Source organism: Novosphingobium sp. NDB2Meth1 (assembly GCF_900117425.1).
Classification (GTDB): Bacteria; Pseudomonadota; Alphaproteobacteria; order Sphingomonadales; family Sphingomonadaceae; genus Novosphingobium.
Genome location: NZ_FPEH01000026.1, coordinates 1 through 18,210, shown reverse-complemented (window position 1 = coordinate 18,210; position 18,210 = coordinate 1). Strand labels below are relative to the sequence as shown.

The window sequence follows — 18,210 nt, the reverse complement described above, 5'->3', positions numbered from 1 at the left end:
GATCGATCATGACCAATTGGAATCGTAAGGCTCGGTGGATGACCGGCAGTCTGGTAGTGGCAGGCACCCTTGTGCTTGCCGGCTGTAACAGCAAGGATAAGGGGACCACGCCGACCCCAACGTCCAGCGCGGCAACAAATGCTACAGATAGCCAGACATCATCTGTGCGTGATGACGCCGCAGCTGCAAGCGCCACAGCAGCTGCAGAAGATATGCACAATCGCATGGAAACAGATCAGCGGCAGAGGATGGATCACGACAACATGCGGATGGGGCCAGGCATGAACCATCCTGCTTCACCAGCCCCCAGCACCCCGCCGGCAGATCCTGCCGCGGGCATGCAGGGCGGGGGAATGAAAGATATGTGATCAGGATGGGCGGAGGAGAGCCCACGGTGTCACCTTGACTGGCCGCGAGCCGACGCTGTCGGCTCGCGGTCGGCTGGGACGATAGTGTCCTGGCATGCCACAGTCTCGCGGGCTTCAGATTTTTCTGCAAGTAGCGTGGGTTCCAATTAAGGCATTACAGGCGAATAGATCCAGTGTCTGGATGAGTGCTTTTACCTTGCTCCGGAGAAAATGTATGTTGGAAAGACGCAAACTACTTGGAGGGGGAGCTGTTCTGCTAGTGGCAGGTGTTGCTGGCCAGGCCAGTGGCAAGAATGATGGCGAACGCGGCATGCCTATGCCAATGCCGATGAAGGATTGCATCGATCTGTGCTGGGCGTCGCATGTGATGTGCCTGGAGACAGTCGCTGGCCTTACCGTGATGGGGGCCAGCGCCACTGCATTGCAACTCGCTGCAATGTTGAGCGATTGTGCGGAGATCTGCCAAACTACGGCAAACTCGATGATCAGGCGCTCGCCCTTGCATACGGTGCTCTGTCAGGCTTGTGCCGAGGTTTGCGAGAGGTGTGCCCGCGCCTGTGGCCAACAAGGTAGCAACCCCTCTCTGGCACGTTGTGTGGAGAGTTGTCGGAGCTGTTCGGAAAGCTGCAGGCACATGGCGACGATGGGATAATAGGATCTAGCTTCGCACATTACGTATACCGATACGGATGCCAGCATTGCATCAACGTGGTCTCAATTTGGTGTTCACGAAGTAACGCAGCAATGGCTGGAGATCGGATTATGCGTAGGTCAGCAATTTATCTTGCTCTTTTGGGGCTGGCTGTGGCCGGATCCGGCTACGTGTTGGCCGATGAACTTCCTCCCGGCATGAAAGTGGTGCAGGCGCCAAAGCCCAAGGCTACACCAACTCCGCCAGCTCCAAGTCAGGAGCACATGCAGGGCATGGATCATGGCGCGCAGCAGATGCATGATCGGATGATGCATGATCATCAAATGGGCATGCAGAACATGCAGCAATCTTCTGGAGGCGGAATGGCACCCGATGCTGCACAAAGCCAGACACCGATGCCCATGCCATCGGGAAAAGCTTGTTGCCCACCCAAAAGCATGAAGCCGGCGGATAAGCCTATGCCAATGAGCGACATGTAGAGTTCGGCTCACGGAAATGTCCGGGGCTGGGCGGCCCGCCGCGCGCCCCTGCGGCGGGCCCTTCATGCATCGCCGCACCATGTCACCAGATAGCCAAATGAGAGAAATGCCATGATGCGGAAGGTTCTTGCGACAGTTTCAATGGCCGCACTAGTCGTTGCAGTATCGCCAGCATATGCGCTTGGCATCGGCCATAGCTTCTTCATGCGTGGTGAGGTCGTCCGTGTCGATTCTGGCGGGGCGGTGGTCTGCCTCGGAAGGCTTGATGGAGCGCATCAGGGCCAAGTTTTGGAGGTATATCGGCAGGCGCACCGATATCGCAAATTGGTCGGACATGTGGAAGTCGATCAGATATTCGACGAGCATTTTGCCCATGTTCATATAGTAGAAGGCAATCTTAAGAAAAGCTATTGGGTTAGTCTTCCGCGACATCACAATAGTACTACGGACAAGTCTCCTAAAAGTCAGTAGTTCGCAAACCCAACGTCAATTATATAAGGCTCTCCTTCTCGTGAATATGCCATTCGTTATGCCTGCAATTGGACGTCGACGGTTTGTTCAAGGCCTCCTTGTTGGAGGGGTGGCCTCCAGTCTTGCGTTGCCCGCCTGGGCCTCCGGATCAGACGGCGGCGCCGCGCTTTCGGGTACGGAATTCGATCTCGAGATTGCAGGTTTGCCCGTAAATTATACGGGCAAACGTCGTATTGCGACGGCAGTGAATGGCCGCGTTCCCGCGCCGACGTTGCGCTTCCGAGAGGGCGATACCGTGACGCTGCGAGTCCACAACAAGCTGGACGAAATGACAAGCGTGCACTGGCATGGCCTGATCGTACCGGCCGAGATGGACGGAGTACCGGGCATCAGCTTTGGCGGGATCGCACCGGGTGAAACCTTCACGTACTGCTTCCCCATCCGTCAGTCTGGCACGTTCTGGTACCATGCACATACACTCGCGGAGCAGACTGGGCTTTTTGGGGCCATCGTGATCGAGCCACGGGAAAGACAGGTCAGGCGTCCAGACCGAGACTATGTCGTGATGCTGAGCGACTGGACCGATGAGCCGCCCTTGCAGGTGTTCCTTAATCTCAAGAAGCAGAGCAATTACTATAATTTCGGACAGCCCACTGTCGGCGACTTCGTCAAGGATGCCGGGGAAATCGGACTCGCGGCGGCGATCAAGAAGCGGCAGATGTGGAATGCGTCGCGGATGAACCCGACTGACTACAGCGACGTTTCGGCTGCTACCTATACCTATCTTCTGAACGGAACGACGGCGGCAGGCAATTGGACTGGGGTGGCCAGCCCCGGCGAGCGGGTACGCTTACGCTTTGTCGGTGCCGGCACCGCAACGTTCTTCGACGTTCGCATTCCGGGATTGCCCCTGACGATCGTTGCAACGGATGGACAGGATGTGGAGCCGGTCACGGTCGACGAATTCCGGATCGCGCCGGGCGAGACCTATGATGTCGAATTTACCATGCCCGATGCCAAGCCTTACACGATCTTCGCGCAATCGATGGACCGGACAGGTTTTGCGCGGGGCACGATCGCGCCCTCACCGGGCATGACCGGCCCGATTCCTGCCCTAGATCAGCGCCCTTGGTTGGAACCTATCGATATGATGGGCGCGATGGCGGCAATGGCAGGCGGACACACTGGTCACGGCATGATGGAGATGCCGCCGCTGGCGAAGCATGCGCGCACCGAGTATGGCGCCAACAATGACATGCGGGTGGATTATCCGCGTACCAATCTCGACGATCCCGGCGCTGGATTGCGCGGTCGTCCATGGCGCGTGCTCTCTTATGCCGACCTCAAGAGCCCGAATGGAGACCCTGATCCCCGCGAGCCTGAACGTGATATCGAATTGCACCTGACGGGTAACATGGAGCGGTTCATTTGGTCGCTTGATGGGATCAAGCTAAACGATTCCAAGCCATTGCATTTCCGGCCAAACGAGCGCCTGCGGGTCACCTTCGTGAACGACACGATGATGTCCCACCCCATGCATCTTCACGGGATGTGGAGTGACCTGGAGGACGCGGCGGGCATGTTCCAGGTGCGCAAGCACACGATCGTTGTGCAGCCTGCGCAGCGCCTGAGCTTTCGCGTAACCGCAGACGCCATGGGCCGATGGGCATTCCATTGCCATCTGCTTTACCACATGGCTGCCGGCATGTTCCGCGAGGTTGTCGTCGCATGAGCACCACAACGAACATTGTTGTTCTTGCTGCTATCGCAAGCCTCGCCGCAGCCTTTCCCGCGGCCGCACAGGAAGCTTCTCCTGCGCCGAAGGAAGATCATTCCGGCATGGATATGTCGGGAGACATGCAGGGCATGGATATGCCCGCTGCTCCCACGAAAATGGAGATGGGCGGGATGCAGGGCGGCAAGGCCCCTGCGGACGCGCGAAACTCCGACGATTATTCTGACGGCTACCGCAATTCGACTTTGCCCAACTACGAAATGGCCGATCAGATCTCGATCCCGAAAGTTCTCGTAGACGAACTGGAGTTTGCCAGTGGCAACGAAGGTCAGGGTATCGGTTGGTCGGTCCTGGTGACCAATGGAACCGACAGCAACAAATTATGGCTCAGGTCTCAGGGCCTCAAAAATAGCAAGGAAGAACGGCTTGATCCCGAATCGAGCGCCGAAGCCCTCTGGTGGCATTCGACCGGGCCTTATTGGGGAACGTTGGTCGGTGTGCGCCAGGATATCGGCAAGGGAGCGACTACCTGGCTTGCTGCCGGCGTAGAGGGTTTGGCCCCGTATTGGTTTGATGTGCAGTTGACGGGCTATGTAGGCTCGGACGGGCGCTTGGCGGCTCGTGCCAAGTTGTCTTATGAAGCGCTGCTGACCAATCGTTTGATCCTCACCCCTCAGGTCGAGGCCAATGTCTATAGCAAGCAATCCCTAGATCGCGAGTTGGGCAGCGGGTTCAGCAACGTCGAATTGAGCGCGCGTATGCGCTACGAGGTTTCGCGCAAGTTCGCACCGTACATCGGCTATGTCTGGGAACGAGCGCTCGGGGGCACTGCTGATTTCAGGCGGTCGCGTGGAGAAGGACCAGGCGAGCACCGGTTTGTAGCTGGTCTGCGTTTGTGGTGGTAAGGGGAGGTCCCAAGCTCTCTGCACATACTGGAACCCGTCTGAACACTGACAGTCCGCCCCGCCGATCCGTGAAAGTAGCCGTGGCTCCTGCAATGCTGGCAGTAGGTGCGGCAGCTGCGGCAAACACGGCATTTCTCCCCTGGCTCCCTGACCTTGTTGACCAGGAACTTGGGGGCAGGGGCGCGATCAATCACGCGATGCACGTGGCCGTTCTGAGCGCCATTTTCCCGCTGGGCGGCATGATTGCGGCCCCTTTCGCCGGGGCACTTGCCGACCGCTACCGATTCCAATTGTTTCTGTTTTTTGCAGTCATGGCGCTGGCGGTATCCACGGCGCTCACCGGTGCTACGTCACTTGTTGTGTTATATGGTCTGCGTGCCGTCGCGGGATTGGCTTTTGGCGCGATTGTTCCGCTCTGCCTTCTGGTCGGCCATCAAGTCGCCTGCGATCCGCATGAGAAGGCGGGCCTTTTTACGATACTGACAGCCTCCTTGTTCCTTGGAGACTTTGCGGGTCCCCTCCTTGCCGAGGGATCGGCACGGATATTACCCGAGCTGCCGCTTCTGGCTTTCGGTATCGGCATGGGCTTAGTGGGCTCCGTGGTGATGGTTGGATCGTCCGAGAGCCACTATTGTCGAGTGCCCCACGACGACCTGCCCACAAATGACAATTCGACGTCGCTCGTCTTACTGTTGCTGGGTCTTACAATCACCGGAACGGGCGGCCTCGCAGCCATTCATCTCAGCCTTGTTCTGCATCGCCCCGATGCGCTGTTCCAGCGTGAGCATATCGCATGGATGCTCAGTCTATGCGGTCTGGCCATGTTGGGTGCCCAAGGCTTCCATGCCCGGTTCAACTGGCTTGTCGATCGGCCTGTCGGCCTCGCGGCGGTGATGTTGATCGTGCAAGGCATCGCGCTTTGGCAATTCTCCGCCGCGCGCACTGGTCCTGCCATTGCGGCCACAATCTTTGCTGCGGGGTGGAGTGCAGCGACTTTGCGGCTGATTGCCAGCTTCTGGATCAGCAGCTCTAGAAAGCGTTCGGGCTTCAGACTTGGTCTTCAGCACGGCTTTGCGAGCATTAGCCAAGTGGGCGTTCCAATCGCGACGGCATTCCTACGCAGCGAATGGCACAAAACTGTCCTCTGGAGCATTATCGCCGTTTGTACGGTCTTGCTCTTTGCGCTCCCACTCGTCTGGCGCAAGGATACTTCAACCGGATAAGTCCGGGGCGCGTTCAGCAATCGCAATCAGGTGCGCAACCGCCGCCTTGATGCGCACAATCGCCAGCCTGACGACATTCGCAGAAGCGTTGCAGTGCGTCGAGGATGGGCTTCCTGATAAAGGGTTTCGCGATAACTTCGGCATATCCGCAAGCCTTGGCGCGCCGCGTCAGGTCATCGCTGCAATAGGCCGTAATCAAGATGGCGTCCCCGTGCCAGCCGGTTTTCCGGAGCGCTTGGAGTAAACTGAGGCCATCGATATCAGGCATGTTGTAGTCGGCGATGATGCAATCGGCCGAGCGCGCCTCGTGATCTGCCAGTAAGGCAGACGCGGTGGTGTAACAGTGCGCGTCGTAGCCCTTCGCGTACAGCAAAAGTTGCAGCGATCGGCGAATGCCAGCTTCATCGTCGGTGACGAGAACCTTGAGCAGCTTAACGTCGAGATTGATGAGTCCGTCGGACATGGGTTCCGAGATTGTGAAAATCGATACCAGCGACAGTCGCAGAGTGCGCGAAAGCAGTCCGTACGTAGATATCGCAACCGCGGCTCGAATCCGCTAAAGGCCCGCTGCAATCGCTATTCGCAGAAGATCGGAAAGGCTGTGGACGTCCAGCTTCTGCATCAGGCTCGCCCTGTGCACTTCGACCGTGCGGGACGAGCAGCCAAGGTCATATGCAATCGTCTTGTTCGGGTAGCCCTTGGCGAGGCCTTCGAGAATTTCCCGTTCGCGCGGTGTCAACGCTGCAATCTTGGTGCGAGCCTCCCGCTCTTCGATTTCACGCGCGTCATTCTGCTCCAGTCGCCCGAATGCGCGCTCCAATGCATCGAGCAGTGAGGCCTTTTCAAAAGGCTTTTCGAGAAACTCGACGGCGCCGGCCTTCATGGCCTGCACAGCCGTGGTTACATCACCATGTCCGGTCAGTACGATCACCGGCATGTTGATCCCGCGCTCGGCCATCACCCGCTGAACCTCGAGCCCATCCATGTCCGGCATCCGCACGTCCAGCAAAACGCAGCCAATTGGAGCGTGTTTTGCTTGCTTGAGAAACTCCACGCCAGAATTGTGGGGATGAACCTTGTAGCCGGCTCGGGAGAGTACAAACCCGGCTGATTTCCGGATTGCCTCCTCGTCATCCACAAGGTGCACAACGCGGTCAGCGTTCATCATCTTCCTCCGCATCGGCATCGATCAGGGTGAACTTGAAAATGGTGCCGCCATCGTCCGGATATTCTGCTGCAATGCGTCCACCGTGGGCCTCAACGATCGTTCGGCAAATCGATAGCCCCAGCCCCATCCCGTCAATCTTGCTGCTGACGAAGGCTTCGAAAAGGCGGGGCCTGATTTCTGCGGCGACACCCGGCCCCGTATCCCGAACGCTGATCTCGATGAACCCGTCGGGACGCTTGCAGGTTGCGATATGAAGATCCCGGACTGTTGACGAGGCCATCGCTTCGACGGCGTTTCGGAGTAAATTGACCAGGACTTGCTGGATCTGGACCTTGTCCACCAACACATGCCTCGCGTGCGGATCAAGGTTCACTAGGGCGCGAACACCCCTTTCCTTGGCGCCCGCAAGCGCCAGCTGGGCTGCGTCGTCGATAACTAGGCGCAGATCCTCAACATCCTTGTCGACTTCACCGCGCGCGACAAATTCACGCAGACGCCTGACAATGAAACCGGCCCGAAAGGTCTCCTTGGCCGCCTCCGACAGGGCCTCCTGAACTATCGCCATCGGGGTGCCTTGAGGATCAGAGAGAATGTCTCTCGTTTCCTCAAGGTAGTTGGCAATTGCCGTCAGCGGCTGATTCAGTTCATGCGCCAGGGTGGATGCCATGGTCCCCATCGCGCTGAGACGCGACACATGGATCAGTTCGGCCTGCAGCTCGCGCATTTTGAGATCGTCGCGTTCTTTCTGGGAGAGATCTCGGATGAAGCCAGTAAAGACGCGGTCTCCGTGATGCCCGGCGACGCCGACCGAGAGATGCATGGGAAAGTCTGTTCCGTCACGACGACGGCCTGTCACAGTGCGTCCGGTCCCGATAATACGAGGCTCTCCTCCTTCTCGGTAATGCCGGATATAGTCGTCATGCCGCTCCTTGTCGGGCGCAGGCATCAGGCAGCTCACATTGCAGCCCACGACTTCACCCTCTTCATATCCGAAGAGACGCTGTGCCGCGGCACTGAAAGACACGATCACTCCGAGCTCGTCGATGACGATCATCGCGTCCGGGACGGTATCCAGGATCGACTGGAGGTGCTGCTCACGCGTGTCATTCGCCGCCCGGATGGCCGCCTCGTGCGTGATATCCCGGGCCATGACATGGAAGCCGTGCAGAGTGCTCTCTTGTTGCAAGGCCGTAATCGTCATTCGCGACAGATATTCTGTGCCCGAGCGCCGTAAACGCCACATTTCCCGCTCGTAGCCACCCTCGCGCGCCGCTGTGGCCAGATCAATATCCGGCAGGCCCGCGGCCTTTTCTTCAGATGAATAGAACAACTCGTGCGAGCTGCCCACGCACTCGGCAGACGCCCATTGGTCCGCTCGATGGCCTTCGCCATTGAGCGCGAGGATCTTTCCGTGCGGATCAAGAATGAGCTGAACGTGCTTCGCCGATTGCGCAAACGCAAGGCGCACAAGATCGCTCAGTTCCGCATTGCCGCCGGCAATTTCATCCATGCCCCTTTGTTCGCCTCCAGATTAAAACCAGAACCGGACGCCCGCCACGAAGCTTGTGGCGTGAACATCTTCCCCGCGAGCCCTCGCGTAGCTGGCTGTGTCTCCAAGTTTGCGGTAATACGAAACGCCAATGTAGGGCGCGAACTGACGCTTGATCTCGTATCTGAGCCGCGCGCCGAGTTCGACATTTGACAGGCCAGAGCCAATCGCGATCTCCGGAATGTCCTGCGCGGACAGATTGAGTTCGACGCGTGGCTGGAAAACGAGGCGCTGCGTTATGCGCTGGTCGTAATAGCCCTCAAGTCGGCCGATAACTTCGCCCTTGTTCGACAGGAAGACGGCTCCTTCGACCTCGAACATCCCCGGAGCCAGCCCCTCGAAGCCAACGGTTGCATAGGTGCGGCGCGGTAATGGCCCTATATCCTGCCGGACACCGGCCTGCAGATTGAAGTAGGGGTCGATGGCATGGCTGTACAGAAGCTGCACGTCGCCACTGTCCAGACCACGGCGAAGCTCGCCTTCACCTTCGCTCTTGATCCACAGCCTATTGATGTCACCGCCGTACCAGGCCTCGCCATCCCAGCGATAGCCATCACGGCCGCGATGAGCCTGATATTCTGCGATGTTGAGAAGTGCCGCGCCGAAATTGAGCCCCCCGCTCTCCTTCATCATTTCCGCATGAGCGCGCGCCATTTCGTCGGAAGGGAATTGACGGTCGGCATAGCGATCCGTTGGGACAGGGGGTGGCGGCGCACTTCCAGCAGGCAATGCCGTGCCCGACATGGCCATGCCTTCTGGGGCCGCTTCGCCTTCCGCAGCTGGCATCGGCATTTCGCCCATTGTCCCATGGTCCATCACGGCGTCGCTTGTTGGTCCGTGGTTCATTTTGCTGTGATCGACCTCAGGTGCCGCAGGCAGGGCTGCAGGTGCCGGGGGTTTCTCGACGGGAGCAGGCGTCGCTCGCTTTGGTTTTGCGGGAGACGCCTTGGCTTTTTTGGGGGCTGCCTTTTTTGGAGCCGGCATTTCCATGCCCGGCATGTTGTCCATCGAATGGTCCTGTGCCCACGCCGGAACGGACAGGCCTAAGGTGGCCGCCGTTATTAATGCTGTGCGAAGCGTGCTCATGCCGCGTCTCCCTTGGGACGGACACTGACAACGCGCATCATGCCAGCATGCATGTGGTAAAGGAGATGACAGTGGAATGCCCAGTCGCCGACAGCATCGGCCGTGAAGTCCCAAGTGGCGATCCCGCCAGGTTGCACGATAACTGTGTGCTTTCTTGGCGCACGGTCGCCATGGCCGGTGACCAATTCGAAGAAGTGTCCATGAATATGGATGGGGTGCGCCATCATGGAATCATTGATCAGATTGACGCGCACCCTCTCGCCTTCGGTGAAAGGGATCGGCTCATGAACGTCTGACATCTTCCGCCCGTCGAACGACCACATAAAGCGTTCCATGTTCCCGGTAAGATGGATATCGAGGCTGCGCGACGGAGCCCTGACGTCGGGATTTCGCTCGAGTGCTATAAGGTCTGTATAAACGAGCACCCTGTGGCCGACATCCTGCAGGCCCTGTCCCCGGTCCCCCATGCGATCGACTGGCATGGGGGAGATTGTCTGGACTCCAGGGTCACGCTTGACTTGCGGCGCATTGCCGAAGTCGCGCATATTCATTGATCCCATCTGGTGGCCTGAATGGTCCGCCATCCCGGACGCTCCGTCCATTCCCGCCATGCCGCCATGGTCCATGCCGGCCATCGAGGAGTGATCCATTCCCGACATGTCTGCGGCGGCAGATGGCTCACTTGCGCTCCCCATCGCCATGGCCGATCCGGCAACCGCGGCAGCCGTTGCCAGACTTGCGGACGCGTTCTGTTCGCCGGTCGGGTCGCCCTCGCGGTCCTTCATGTCCATCCCCCCCATGCCGGGCATGTCCATTCCCATGTCCTTCATCGTCGCCAGAGGGCGCTTGCGAAGGGCCGGAACCGCAGCGCGCATGCCCGGGCGCGGGGCCAATGTGGCACGGGCCATGCCAGAACGATCGACGGATTCGCCGACAAAGGTATAGGCCAAGTCCGCTGTGGGGCGGACGATAACGTCGTAGGTCTCAGCAACCCCGATTTGGAACTCGTCAACATCGACAGGCATGACATTTTGCCCGTCTGCCTGCACGATCTGCAGGGAGAGACCCGGGATTCTGACATTGAAGGTGGTCATAGCTGACGCATTGATCACCCGCAGGCGCACTCGCTCGCCTGGTTTGAAGAGGGCTGTCCAATTGTCTTCCGGTCCGTAGCCGTTGACGAGGAAGGTATAGGTCGAGCCGGTCACGTCCGAGATATCGGCCGGATCCATGCGCATCTTTCCCCAGTCAAGGCGCTCCTTGAGGGGCTGATCTCGCCCCCCGAGCAAACCTGACAAGGTCTGACGCTGAAAGTTGAAGTGGCCCGGATTAGCCTTCAGTCGGCGGAAGATCGCAGCGGGAGAGAGCGGGCTATGGTCCGCAAGCACAATGACATGCTCCCGGTCATATTGGACGGGATCCGTCCCCGCCGGATCGATCACGATCGGTCCGTAGTGGCCTTCCTGTTCCTGCAACCCGGAGTGGCTATGGTACCAGTACGTGCCGTTCTGTTTTACATCGAACTCATAAAGATAGGTTCCGCCCGGCCTGATCCCGGGAAAGGACACTCCCGGCACACCATCATATTGTGGCGGAACGAGCAGGCCGTGCCAGTGGATCGAACTGTCCTCGTTTAGCTGATTGTGAACGTGCAACCGCACCCGCTGACCTTCGCGCAGTCGGATGAGCGGAGCAGGCACCGTGCCGTTCACACCGATCGCCCGGAATGTCTTCCCGTCAATCATCACCGATTGGCGCGCGATTGTCAGTTTGATGTCTTCGCCGCTAACGGTGGGCAGCGGCGCTGCGATGCCGGAGGATACAGGTTTGGCCCAGGCCGGAAAGAAGGAGGCAAGTGCGATACCCCCTCCCACCAGCGCTGATCCACGAAGGATATCTCTACGTCCGACGATTGTCGTCATGGGGGTGTTTCTGCCTATGGGGTTTGGAGCCACTTCAAAATGAATACGCACCCCGATGCTCAACCCCTCAAACTTTTTTGAGTTTGTCCATCAACCGCGCCCGCGCCCGATAAACCCTCGCTTCGACGGCCTTCTCGCTCAATCCGAGGATCTGTGCGGTTTCCGCCTGTGTGTGCGCATCAATGGTCCGGAGGATTAGGGGTTCGCGCAATGAAGCGGGCAATTCGGAAATTGCCTTCAGGGTTTCACTTAACTCTGATCGGTCCGAGGCCGTGATGTCAGCTCGCGGGGCCGGATCAGCCACCTCTTCAGCTTCGGTCAAAGGCGCTGCCGCCCGCATGAACCTGCGCACCAGCGCGCGCCGCCTCCAGTCCTTGCACTTGTTCAGCGCTATGCGGGCCAGCCATTGCTTGAAAGGGCGCGCACGATCAAAGCGGTCAAGGGCGCTAAACGCCGCGATGAATGCCCCCTGTGTGACATCCAGGCTTTCATCCGCATCGCCGATCTGCGCGCGAACAAGCCTGTACACCCAATCACGATGACGGCGGACAAGCTCGCTACAAGCGGTCTGGTTCCCGCCGATGGCTAACGAAGCCAAGTCCTGATCTTCAAGCTCGGCGAGTCGCCCAGTCACCGCTCCCTGCCTGTGAGCGCCTTGACGATCGCCCGGTCAAATTTAGCCGCCTGTTCCGGAGTCAGGACGGATCGCATCGCAAAAATATGTTCGAGTGTTTCTTTCTGCATCTGGCCCATCGCATCGTGCGACCGGTCGATTGCTTCGGACACCTTTGGGCCATAGCCATGCTCGGACTCAATCGCCTCGGCGAGACGTGCGTTGTCCGCGCGAAGCTCCAGTTCCAGAGTCTGGCGACGCACCGCATATCGTTGCTCGATCACTTCGATCTGAGCTTCCTGTTTGGCATCGAGTTCGAGCTGATGATGCAGCGTCTCGTGCAACTCGCTTTCCGGCGAGGCAGTCCGGATCAAGGCCTGACCTGCAAGTGTCCCTATGACCGCGAATGCGAATACAACGAGCGCGAAAACGAGGGTCTTCCGCCAAGCCATGTCAGCGCGACGTCAGCAAGGTTGAGGGTGCCAGAGCGGCCGGAACGCCGAGAGGGGAAATGGGAGCGGCGTCGGCACGTGCACCGGACAACATCGAACCACCAACCCCGATGAACAGAGCGATCGCTGCCGCCAGGCTGAGGCCTGTTCGGTTGATGGGAACGATGGCCCGCCGTCTGGCGAGCTCCGACATGACAGCTTCGTCAATCAACGTGAGGCGAGCGGGGGGCGGCTCGTCGCGCAGTCGTTCGAGAAGTCGATCAAGGTCTGTCATGGCTCAAAATCTCCCATATCCATGGTTGAATACGTAGCAAAGGTGAAATGCCCTCACGCCGCCCGAGAAAAATTTGAGGGGTATCCGGACGCGGCGCGTATTTTCCATGGGTACCCTGAGCCCCTGAAGGAGCAATTCATGCAAAAGTTTCGCAGTTTGATTGCAAGCATCCTCGTCGCTGGAGCAGCGATCGCCACGCCGGCGTTTGCTCACCCCGCGCTCGTGACGGCACAGCCGGCCGACAAGGCTGCCATCGCCCCGACCAACCGCATCACCCTGACGTTCAATGAGCGCCTCGTTGCCGCTGTTTCGGGGATGGAAGTCACCATGACCGGTATGCCAGGTATGCCCAACCACAGCATGAAAATGACCGGTTACAAGACTTCGGTCAGCGAGGATGGCAAGACCCTGGTCGCTACATTCGGGCGGCCCCTCATGGCAGGAACTTATAGCGTGCAGTGGCACGTCGTCTCGAGCGATACGCACCGCATCAACGGCACTCTCGCTTTTACTGTGCGCTGATCGCGTGGAGGACTGGGGGATCATAGCCCTGAGATGGGCGCTGTTCGTAAGTCTTGGCCTATTGTTCGGGCTGACCGCATTCAAGCGCCTGTCACTCGGCAGTGATCGCCCGTCCGATGCAAATGTCCGACATGCGGTGGCATTGCTGATCGTCGCAGCTTCGGCGGCGGCGCTGTCGGTTCTTGGCTTCGCCGTGCAAGTCAGCAGCATGGCCGGTGTACCGTTTGCCGAGGTGGACAAGGCCACTGTTCAATCCCTGCTTGGGGAAACAGCTCTAGGTCTGGCACTCAAGGTCCGCCTCGCCGCTCTATTGGCAGTGATTATCATGGCTGTTGCAGCCGCCCTGTGGCGTTTGTCCAGTTCGGCGGTCCAGGCATTGGCAAGCGGGGTGGCTTTGGCCACCCTAACCTGGTCCGGTCACGGTGCGGCGACCGATGGGACGGTCGGATGGGTACATCTGGCAGCCGACATACTTCACCTCCTCGCAGCCTCCACCTGGATCGGCGCATTGGCAGGATTCTTGTGGATGCTGTTTCGCGCGGGAAGTGGTCAAGTTGACGAGGCAAGGCAGACGTGCAGGGTGCTTGCCGACTTTGCAACTGTTGGATCTTCATTGGTTGTGATTTTACTGCTGACGGGTCTCGCAAATGCTTTTTTCATTTTGCGCGACGGAGATCCCTGGGCCGCTTTGGCGGCACCTTATGGCCAGTTGCTGGCCCTGAAAATGGTCTTGTTTGTCGGCATGCTCGGGTTGGCCGGAGTGAACCGGTTGCGGCTCACGCCGGCCCTCTCCGCAGCCGTCGAGAATGGTGATCCTGAGCGAGCGCTAAAGCCGCTGCGACGGAGCATTGTTCTGGAATTTGGCTTGGGGATCGGGATACTGGTCCTGGTAGCATGGCTCGGGACGTTGGCACCGAACACAACGCCGGTAGCGTCGTGATGCCTTCTGATGAGCGCGGCAGCTGGAGAACAGACACATGACTCCTAATCACTCTGGCGGCCATCAGCATGGCGACAATGGACTCGCTGCAAATCACCAACCGGTTTTTGTACGTGATCCTGTTTGCGGAATGACTGTAGATCCGTCCGCGACCCTTCATCATGCACATCATGGTGATCAAGAGTGGCACTTTTGCAGCGCCAAGTGCCGCACCAAATTTGTTGCTGATCCCGAGCAGTACCTGACACCACCCGAGCCCGTCGATGCGCCTGCTGGGACGATCTGGACCTGTCCGATGCACCCCGAGGTGCGGCAGGATCACCCGGGGGCTTGCCCGATCTGCGGCATGGCACTTGAGCCTGCCGAAGTCGGTCTCGACAGCGGGCCCAGCCGCGAACTGATCGACATGACCCGGCGGTTCAAGATCGGCCTTATACTGGCGCTGCCCGTGCTGGTGCTGGAGATGGCCGGCCACATTTTCCCCGCGCTTCATCACATCGTACCGATGCGGCTCTCGACCTGGATCCAACTCGTGTTGGCTACGCCGGTCGTGCTTTGGGCGGGTTGGCCCTTTTTCGTGCGGGGTTGGGCATCGCTCAAGACCCGAAACCTCAACATGTTTACCCTGATCGCGATGGGCACCGGGGTCGCATGGGTCTACAGTATGTTCGCGGCGCTTGCGCCTGAGTTGTTCCCACCGGCGTTCCGCAATGCCGATGGGAGTGTTGCCGTCTATTTCGAAGCCGCTGCGGTGATCACCGTGCTGGTTCTCCTGGGGCAGGTCCTGGAACTCAGGGCCCGCGAGCGCACTTCTGGCGCAATCAAGGCATTGCTTGGCCTTGCACCCAAGACCGCGCGCCGCCTTCTTGCCGATGGCAGCGATGAGGAGGTCAGCCTCGAAGCTATAGGGGTCGGTGATCGCTTGCGTGTCCGTCCTGGCGAAAAGGTGCCTGTCGACGGAATTGTCGAGGACGGCCGCTCGTCGCTTGATGAATCCATGGTGACCGGCGAATCCATGCCCGTTACCAAGGCTAAGGGTGACGCCGTTATCGGCGGGACGCTCAACCAGACTGGCGCATTGGTGATTGCCGCAACGAAGGTTGGCCGCGATACCATGCTCGCCCGCATCGTCCAGATGGTCGCTGAGGCACAGCGCTCTCGGGCGCCGATACAGCGCATGGCCGATCAGGTCTCGGGCTGGTTCGTGCCTGTGGTGATTGCTATCGCCGTTCTTGCCTTCGTGGGATGGGGCATCTGGGGACCAGAGCCGCGCTTCGCCTATGGCCTGGTTGCGGCGGTCGCTGTGCTGATCATCGCTTGCCCTTGCGCACTTGGCCTCGCCACGCCGATGTCGATCATGGTCGGCGTAGGACGAGGCGCTGGCCTTGGCGTGCTCATCAAGAATGCCGAAGCGCTGGAGCGCATGGAAAAGGTCGACACGCTGGTGGTCGACAAGACCGGGACGCTTACGATGGGGCGTCCTGCGGTCACTGCAATTGTGCCCTCAGCCGGTCACACAGAAGAGGACGTTCTGCGTCTTGCTGCGGCGGTCGAGCAATCGTCCGAGCATCCGCTTGCGCTCGCCATCGTCGACGCAGCAAAGGCGCGCAGCCTCGTGCTGGCGCAGGTTGCCGAGTTCGACTCCCCCACCGGGCGCGGCGCTCTGGGCACAGTCGAGGGCAAGCGGATCGTACTCGGCAACGCACGTTTTTTGACGGAGCAGAACATCGACACGGCTGCGCTTACGGCAGCAGCGGACGATCTGCGACGCGAGGGCGCGACGGCTATCTTTGTCGGCATTGATGGACAGGCCGCTGGTGCCATCGCGATCGCCGATCCGGTGAAGCCGACGACACCCGAGGCACTTGATGCCTTGCGCCGCGAAGGCATCCGCGTGGTCATGCTGACGGGTGACAACCGGACCACGGCAGAGGCGGTCGCGCGCAGGCTCGGGATCGACGAAGTCGAGGCGGACGTTCTCCCCGATCAGAAGAGCGCTGTTGTCGCGCGCTTGAAGAGCGAGGGCCGCGTGGTTGCCATGGCAGGTGACGGCGTGAATGATGCCCCGGCGCTTGCGGCGGCCGACGTTGGGATCGCCATGGGCTCAGGGACTGACGTCGCCATCGAAAGTGCCGGCGTCACGCTGCTCAAGGGCGATCTTATGGGCATCGTTCGCGCCCGCCGCCTGAGCCAAGCGACAATGTCGAACATCCGCCAGAATCTGGTGTTTGCCTTTATCTACAATGCCGCCGGCGTGCCGGTGGCGGCAGGTCTTCTCTATCCGCTGTTCGGCATCCTTCTCTCACCAATGATTGCGGCGGGAGCGATGGCGCTGTCATCCGTTAGCGTCGTGACGAATGCGCTTCGACTTAACCGGGCCACCATTTGAGCAAGCCGCGACAACAGGACGTCAGATTTTCATGAGATCCCTTCGTACCAGAGTGCATTTGACAGCCAGCCGCATGCACAAATGGCTGTCGCTGATCATTGGACTGCAGGTCCTCATCTGGATGACGAGCGGCCTTGTGATGAGCGCTTTGCCCATAGAGCGCGTGCGCGGAGAACACCTTGTCGATCGCAAGGCCCAACAGTCGCCAATTGCTGGCATTTCGGCTGTGCGCCCGCTTGGCGAGTTGCTGAGCACTATACCCGGCCCAGTCGAGGAGCTTACTCTTCGCATGCACCACGGCCGCCTGATGGCCGAAGCGAAGACAAACGGAAGGACCTTGTTGTTCGATCCGTCCACCGGCGTCCGAATGCCAAGGATCGCTATGGATCAGGCGGCTGAAATAGCTCGGGAAAGCTGGAAGGGTGGCGGAAACCCTGCGCTCAAAGTCACCCAGGTCGAGGACCTTTCACCGGAATTTCGGGGACCGTTACCAGCATGGCAAGTTGCCATCGACGGTACAACGCACGTCTATGTTTCCGGTGAGACCGGGAGGATCCTCGCGGTCCGGACCAGCACCTGGCGGGTCTACGACTTCTTGTGGGGCTTGCACATCATGGACTGGAAGGAGCACGACAATTTCAACAACACCTGGCTTGTGTCATTCGCCGCCTCGGGCGTGATTTTTGCTCTCACCGGCCTCGCGCTCCTCATCATGCGATTCCCTATCAAGATAAGAAGGCGCCGAACGACAATTTGACCCAATTCAAGGCAAGAGTTGCGCTTGTGTTTCATTGATTCCGAATGAATGGAGGTACGAAGTGAAATCATTTATTCTGGGTTTGGCTTTGCTTGCGAGCCCCGCGCTTGCCGCAAGTGATGTGGTAATGCACCGTGATCCGGGTTGCGGTTGCTGCGAAAAGTGGGCGGCGCAGGTGAAGAAGGCCTTTGGTCGCAATGTGAGGGTGATCGATGATCGCAACAGGGTGGCCTTCCAACGCAATTCCGGCGTCCCGAGCGCATTGGTATCGTGCCACACCGCCATTATCGACGGGATGATCTTTGAAGGCCATGTGCCAGTTTCCGACATGCAGCGGGTGCTCAAGCTGCGGCCTGCCGGAGTTAAGGGCTTGGCTGTTGCGGGGATGCCTCTGGGGTCTGCGGGAATGGAAGTTCCGGGCGTTCCGGCCCAGCGATACAACGTTATCGCCTTCGGTGGCGGCGGGACGCGGATCTATGCAAGACATTGACCCGCAGAGTTGCTATTTGCAGGTCTTAAATTCGGTTCATCCTGATTTTTTGTGCTGCACCTGACATCCCCTCCATTGTGGTAATGGCGGTCGTGTCCCACGGGGTGGTGTAGGAAGGTTTCTCTGAGAGGGTGGCCACCGTCGATCTTCTGGTAGGGTTCGGATGCGAACTCGAACCTGGAGAAGAAGACGATGACCGACGACAGAATGGCCCT

The 18,210-nt window shown here is 59.2% G+C and carries 19 protein-coding genes; 10 read left to right on the top strand and 9 right to left on the bottom strand.

Annotated features, from left to right (window positions below):
* Positions 1-8: 8 nt before the first annotated feature.
* Together NDB2M1_RS22200 and NDB2M1_RS22930 are read left to right on the top strand one after the other, a co-directional pair.
* Positions 9-368, top strand: coding sequence for a hypothetical protein (locus tag NDB2M1_RS22200; RefSeq protein WP_143146823.1), 360 nt, complete (start codon positions 9-11; stop codon positions 366-368).
* Between the two features lie 762 nt (positions 369-1,130).
* Positions 1,131-1,499 (top strand): hypothetical protein, encoded by a 369-nt coding sequence (locus NDB2M1_RS22930; RefSeq protein WP_072384156.1) that lies wholly within the window; start codon positions 1,131-1,133, stop codon positions 1,497-1,499.
* Positions 1,500-1,649: 150 nt separating this feature from the next.
* Here NDB2M1_RS22930 and NDB2M1_RS23435 read toward each other — a convergent pair whose 3' ends face one another.
* Complete coding sequence (locus NDB2M1_RS23435; RefSeq protein WP_171955438.1) at positions 1,650-1,874, bottom strand: hypothetical protein; 225 nt, start codon at positions 1,872-1,874, stop codon at positions 1,650-1,652.
* Positions 1,875-2,016: 142 nt separating this feature from the next.
* Here NDB2M1_RS23435 and NDB2M1_RS17415 point away from each other — a divergent pair, with 142 nt between their 5' ends.
* The 3 genes from NDB2M1_RS17415 (at position 2,017) to NDB2M1_RS17405 (ending at position 5,833) form a co-directional block, all read left to right on the top strand.
* Positions 2,017-3,702 carry a copper resistance system multicopper oxidase gene (locus tag NDB2M1_RS17415; protein ID WP_072384114.1) on the top strand — a complete coding sequence of 562 codons (1,686 nt, stop codon included), beginning with the start codon at positions 2,017-2,019 and terminating at the stop codon, positions 3,700-3,702.
* A gap of 107 nt (positions 3,703-3,809) precedes the next feature.
* Complete coding sequence (locus tag NDB2M1_RS17410) at positions 3,810-4,610, top strand: copper resistance protein B (protein WP_019053892.1); 801 nt, start codon at positions 3,810-3,812, stop codon at positions 4,608-4,610.
* Between the two features lie 92 nt (positions 4,611-4,702).
* On the top strand, positions 4,703-5,833 hold the full coding sequence (locus tag NDB2M1_RS17405; RefSeq protein ID WP_072384113.1) for an MFS transporter: 1,131 nt from the start codon (positions 4,703-4,705) through the stop codon (positions 5,831-5,833).
* A 13-nt stretch (positions 5,834-5,846) separates the two neighbouring features.
* Here the strand turns inward: NDB2M1_RS17405 and NDB2M1_RS17400 are convergent, their stop codons facing one another.
* The 8 genes from NDB2M1_RS17400 to NDB2M1_RS17365 form a co-directional block, all read right to left on the bottom strand.
* Complete coding sequence (locus NDB2M1_RS17400) at positions 5,847-6,296, bottom strand: response regulator (protein WP_072384112.1); 450 nt, start codon at positions 6,294-6,296, stop codon at positions 5,847-5,849.
* A gap of 93 nt (positions 6,297-6,389) precedes the next feature.
* The gene (locus NDB2M1_RS17395; RefSeq protein ID WP_072384154.1) at positions 6,390-6,998 is read right to left on the bottom strand and encodes a response regulator transcription factor; all 609 of its coding nucleotides are present in this window, start codon (positions 6,996-6,998) and stop codon (positions 6,390-6,392) included.
* On the bottom strand, positions 6,988-8,511 hold the full coding sequence (locus NDB2M1_RS17390; protein WP_072384111.1) for a PAS domain-containing sensor histidine kinase: 1,524 nt from the start codon (positions 8,509-8,511) through the stop codon (positions 6,988-6,990). Before NDB2M1_RS17390 ends, NDB2M1_RS17395 begins: the two co-directional genes overlap by 11 nt.
* Before the next feature lie 21 nt (positions 8,512-8,532).
* The gene (locus NDB2M1_RS17385) at positions 8,533-9,636 is read right to left on the bottom strand and encodes a copper resistance protein B (RefSeq protein ID WP_072384110.1); all 1,104 of its coding nucleotides are present in this window, start codon (positions 9,634-9,636) and stop codon (positions 8,533-8,535) included.
* On the bottom strand, positions 9,633-11,558 hold the full coding sequence (locus NDB2M1_RS17380) for a copper resistance system multicopper oxidase (protein ID WP_072384109.1): 1,926 nt from the start codon (positions 11,556-11,558) through the stop codon (positions 9,633-9,635). The genes NDB2M1_RS17385 and NDB2M1_RS17380 overlap by 4 nt, the downstream gene beginning before the upstream one ends.
* A 67-nt stretch (positions 11,559-11,625) precedes the next feature.
* Positions 11,626-12,192 carry an RNA polymerase sigma factor gene (locus NDB2M1_RS17375; protein WP_072384108.1) on the bottom strand — a complete coding sequence of 189 codons (567 nt, stop codon included), beginning with the start codon at positions 12,190-12,192 and terminating at the stop codon, positions 11,626-11,628.
* Positions 12,189-12,623, bottom strand: a complete 435-nt coding sequence (locus NDB2M1_RS17370; protein WP_072384107.1) for a Spy/CpxP family protein refolding chaperone — start codon at positions 12,621-12,623, stop codon at positions 12,189-12,191. The genes NDB2M1_RS17375 and NDB2M1_RS17370 overlap by 4 nt, the downstream gene beginning before the upstream one ends.
* Before the next feature lies 1 nt (position 12,624).
* Positions 12,625-12,897, bottom strand: a complete 273-nt coding sequence (locus NDB2M1_RS17365) for a hypothetical protein (protein ID WP_072384106.1) — start codon at positions 12,895-12,897, stop codon at positions 12,625-12,627.
* A 138-nt stretch (positions 12,898-13,035) separates the two neighbouring features.
* Between NDB2M1_RS17365 and copC the strand changes: the two genes are divergently transcribed.
* From copC to NDB2M1_RS17340, 5 genes are all read left to right on the top strand, one after another.
* A complete protein-coding gene (gene copC, locus NDB2M1_RS17360) occupies positions 13,036-13,419 on the top strand; it encodes a copper homeostasis periplasmic binding protein CopC (RefSeq protein ID WP_072384153.1) in 384 nt (127 codons plus the stop codon).
* Positions 13,420-13,423: 4 nt separating this feature from the next.
* The gene (gene copD, locus NDB2M1_RS17355; protein ID WP_072384105.1) at positions 13,424-14,359 is read left to right on the top strand and encodes a copper homeostasis membrane protein CopD; all 936 of its coding nucleotides are present in this window, start codon (positions 13,424-13,426) and stop codon (positions 14,357-14,359) included.
* 37 nt (positions 14,360-14,396) lie between these two features.
* Positions 14,397-16,748 (top strand): heavy metal translocating P-type ATPase, encoded by a 2,352-nt coding sequence (locus tag NDB2M1_RS17350; protein ID WP_072384104.1) that lies wholly within the window; start codon positions 14,397-14,399, stop codon positions 16,746-16,748.
* Positions 16,749-16,821: 73 nt separating this feature from the next.
* A complete protein-coding gene (locus NDB2M1_RS17345; RefSeq protein WP_253185935.1) occupies positions 16,822-17,505 on the top strand; it encodes a PepSY domain-containing protein in 684 nt (227 codons plus the stop codon).
* Between the two features lie 61 nt (positions 17,506-17,566).
* Positions 17,567-17,995 (top strand): DUF411 domain-containing protein, encoded by a 429-nt coding sequence (locus NDB2M1_RS17340; protein WP_072384102.1) that lies wholly within the window; start codon positions 17,567-17,569, stop codon positions 17,993-17,995.
* Positions 17,996-18,210: the final 215 nt, after the last annotated feature.

Bases quoted from the DNA above. Each gene is read 5' to 3' on its own strand.
- NDB2M1_RS22200 (WP_143146823.1), top strand. From the start codon at position 9: ATGACCAATTGGAATCGTAAGGCTCGGTGGATGACCGGCAGTCTGGTA.
- NDB2M1_RS22930 (WP_072384156.1), top strand. From the start codon at position 1,131: ATGCGTAGGTCAGCAATTTATCTTGCTCTTTTGGGGCTGGCTGTGGCC.
- NDB2M1_RS23435 (WP_171955438.1), bottom strand. From the start codon at position 1,874: ATGGGCAAAATGCTCGTCGAATATCTGATCGACTTCCACATGTCCGAC.
- NDB2M1_RS17415 (WP_072384114.1), top strand. From the start codon at position 2,017: ATGCCATTCGTTATGCCTGCAATTGGACGTCGACGGTTTGTTCAAGGC.
- NDB2M1_RS17410 (WP_019053892.1), top strand. From the start codon at position 3,810: ATGGATATGTCGGGAGACATGCAGGGCATGGATATGCCCGCTGCTCCC.
- NDB2M1_RS17405 (WP_072384113.1), top strand. From the start codon at position 4,703: ATGCTGGCAGTAGGTGCGGCAGCTGCGGCAAACACGGCATTTCTCCCC.
- NDB2M1_RS17400 (WP_072384112.1), bottom strand. From the start codon at position 6,296: ATGTCCGACGGACTCATCAATCTCGACGTTAAGCTGCTCAAGGTTCTC.
- NDB2M1_RS17395 (WP_072384154.1), bottom strand. From the start codon at position 6,998: ATGAACGCTGACCGCGTTGTGCACCTTGTGGATGACGAGGAGGCAATC.
- NDB2M1_RS17390 (WP_072384111.1), bottom strand. From the start codon at position 8,511: ATGGATGAAATTGCCGGCGGCAATGCGGAACTGAGCGATCTTGTGCGC.
- NDB2M1_RS17385 (WP_072384110.1), bottom strand. From the start codon at position 9,636: ATGAGCACGCTTCGCACAGCATTAATAACGGCGGCCACCTTAGGCCTG.
- NDB2M1_RS17380 (WP_072384109.1), bottom strand. From the start codon at position 11,558: ATGACGACAATCGTCGGACGTAGAGATATCCTTCGTGGATCAGCGCTG.
- NDB2M1_RS17370 (WP_072384107.1), bottom strand. From the start codon at position 12,623: ATGGCTTGGCGGAAGACCCTCGTTTTCGCGCTCGTTGTATTCGCATTC.
- NDB2M1_RS17365 (WP_072384106.1), bottom strand. From the start codon at position 12,897: ATGACAGACCTTGATCGACTTCTCGAACGACTGCGCGACGAGCCGCCC.
- copC (WP_072384153.1), top strand. From the start codon at position 13,036: ATGCAAAAGTTTCGCAGTTTGATTGCAAGCATCCTCGTCGCTGGAGCA.
- NDB2M1_RS17350 (WP_072384104.1), top strand. From the start codon at position 14,397: ATGACTCCTAATCACTCTGGCGGCCATCAGCATGGCGACAATGGACTC.
- NDB2M1_RS17345 (WP_253185935.1), top strand. From the start codon at position 16,822: ATGCACAAATGGCTGTCGCTGATCATTGGACTGCAGGTCCTCATCTGG.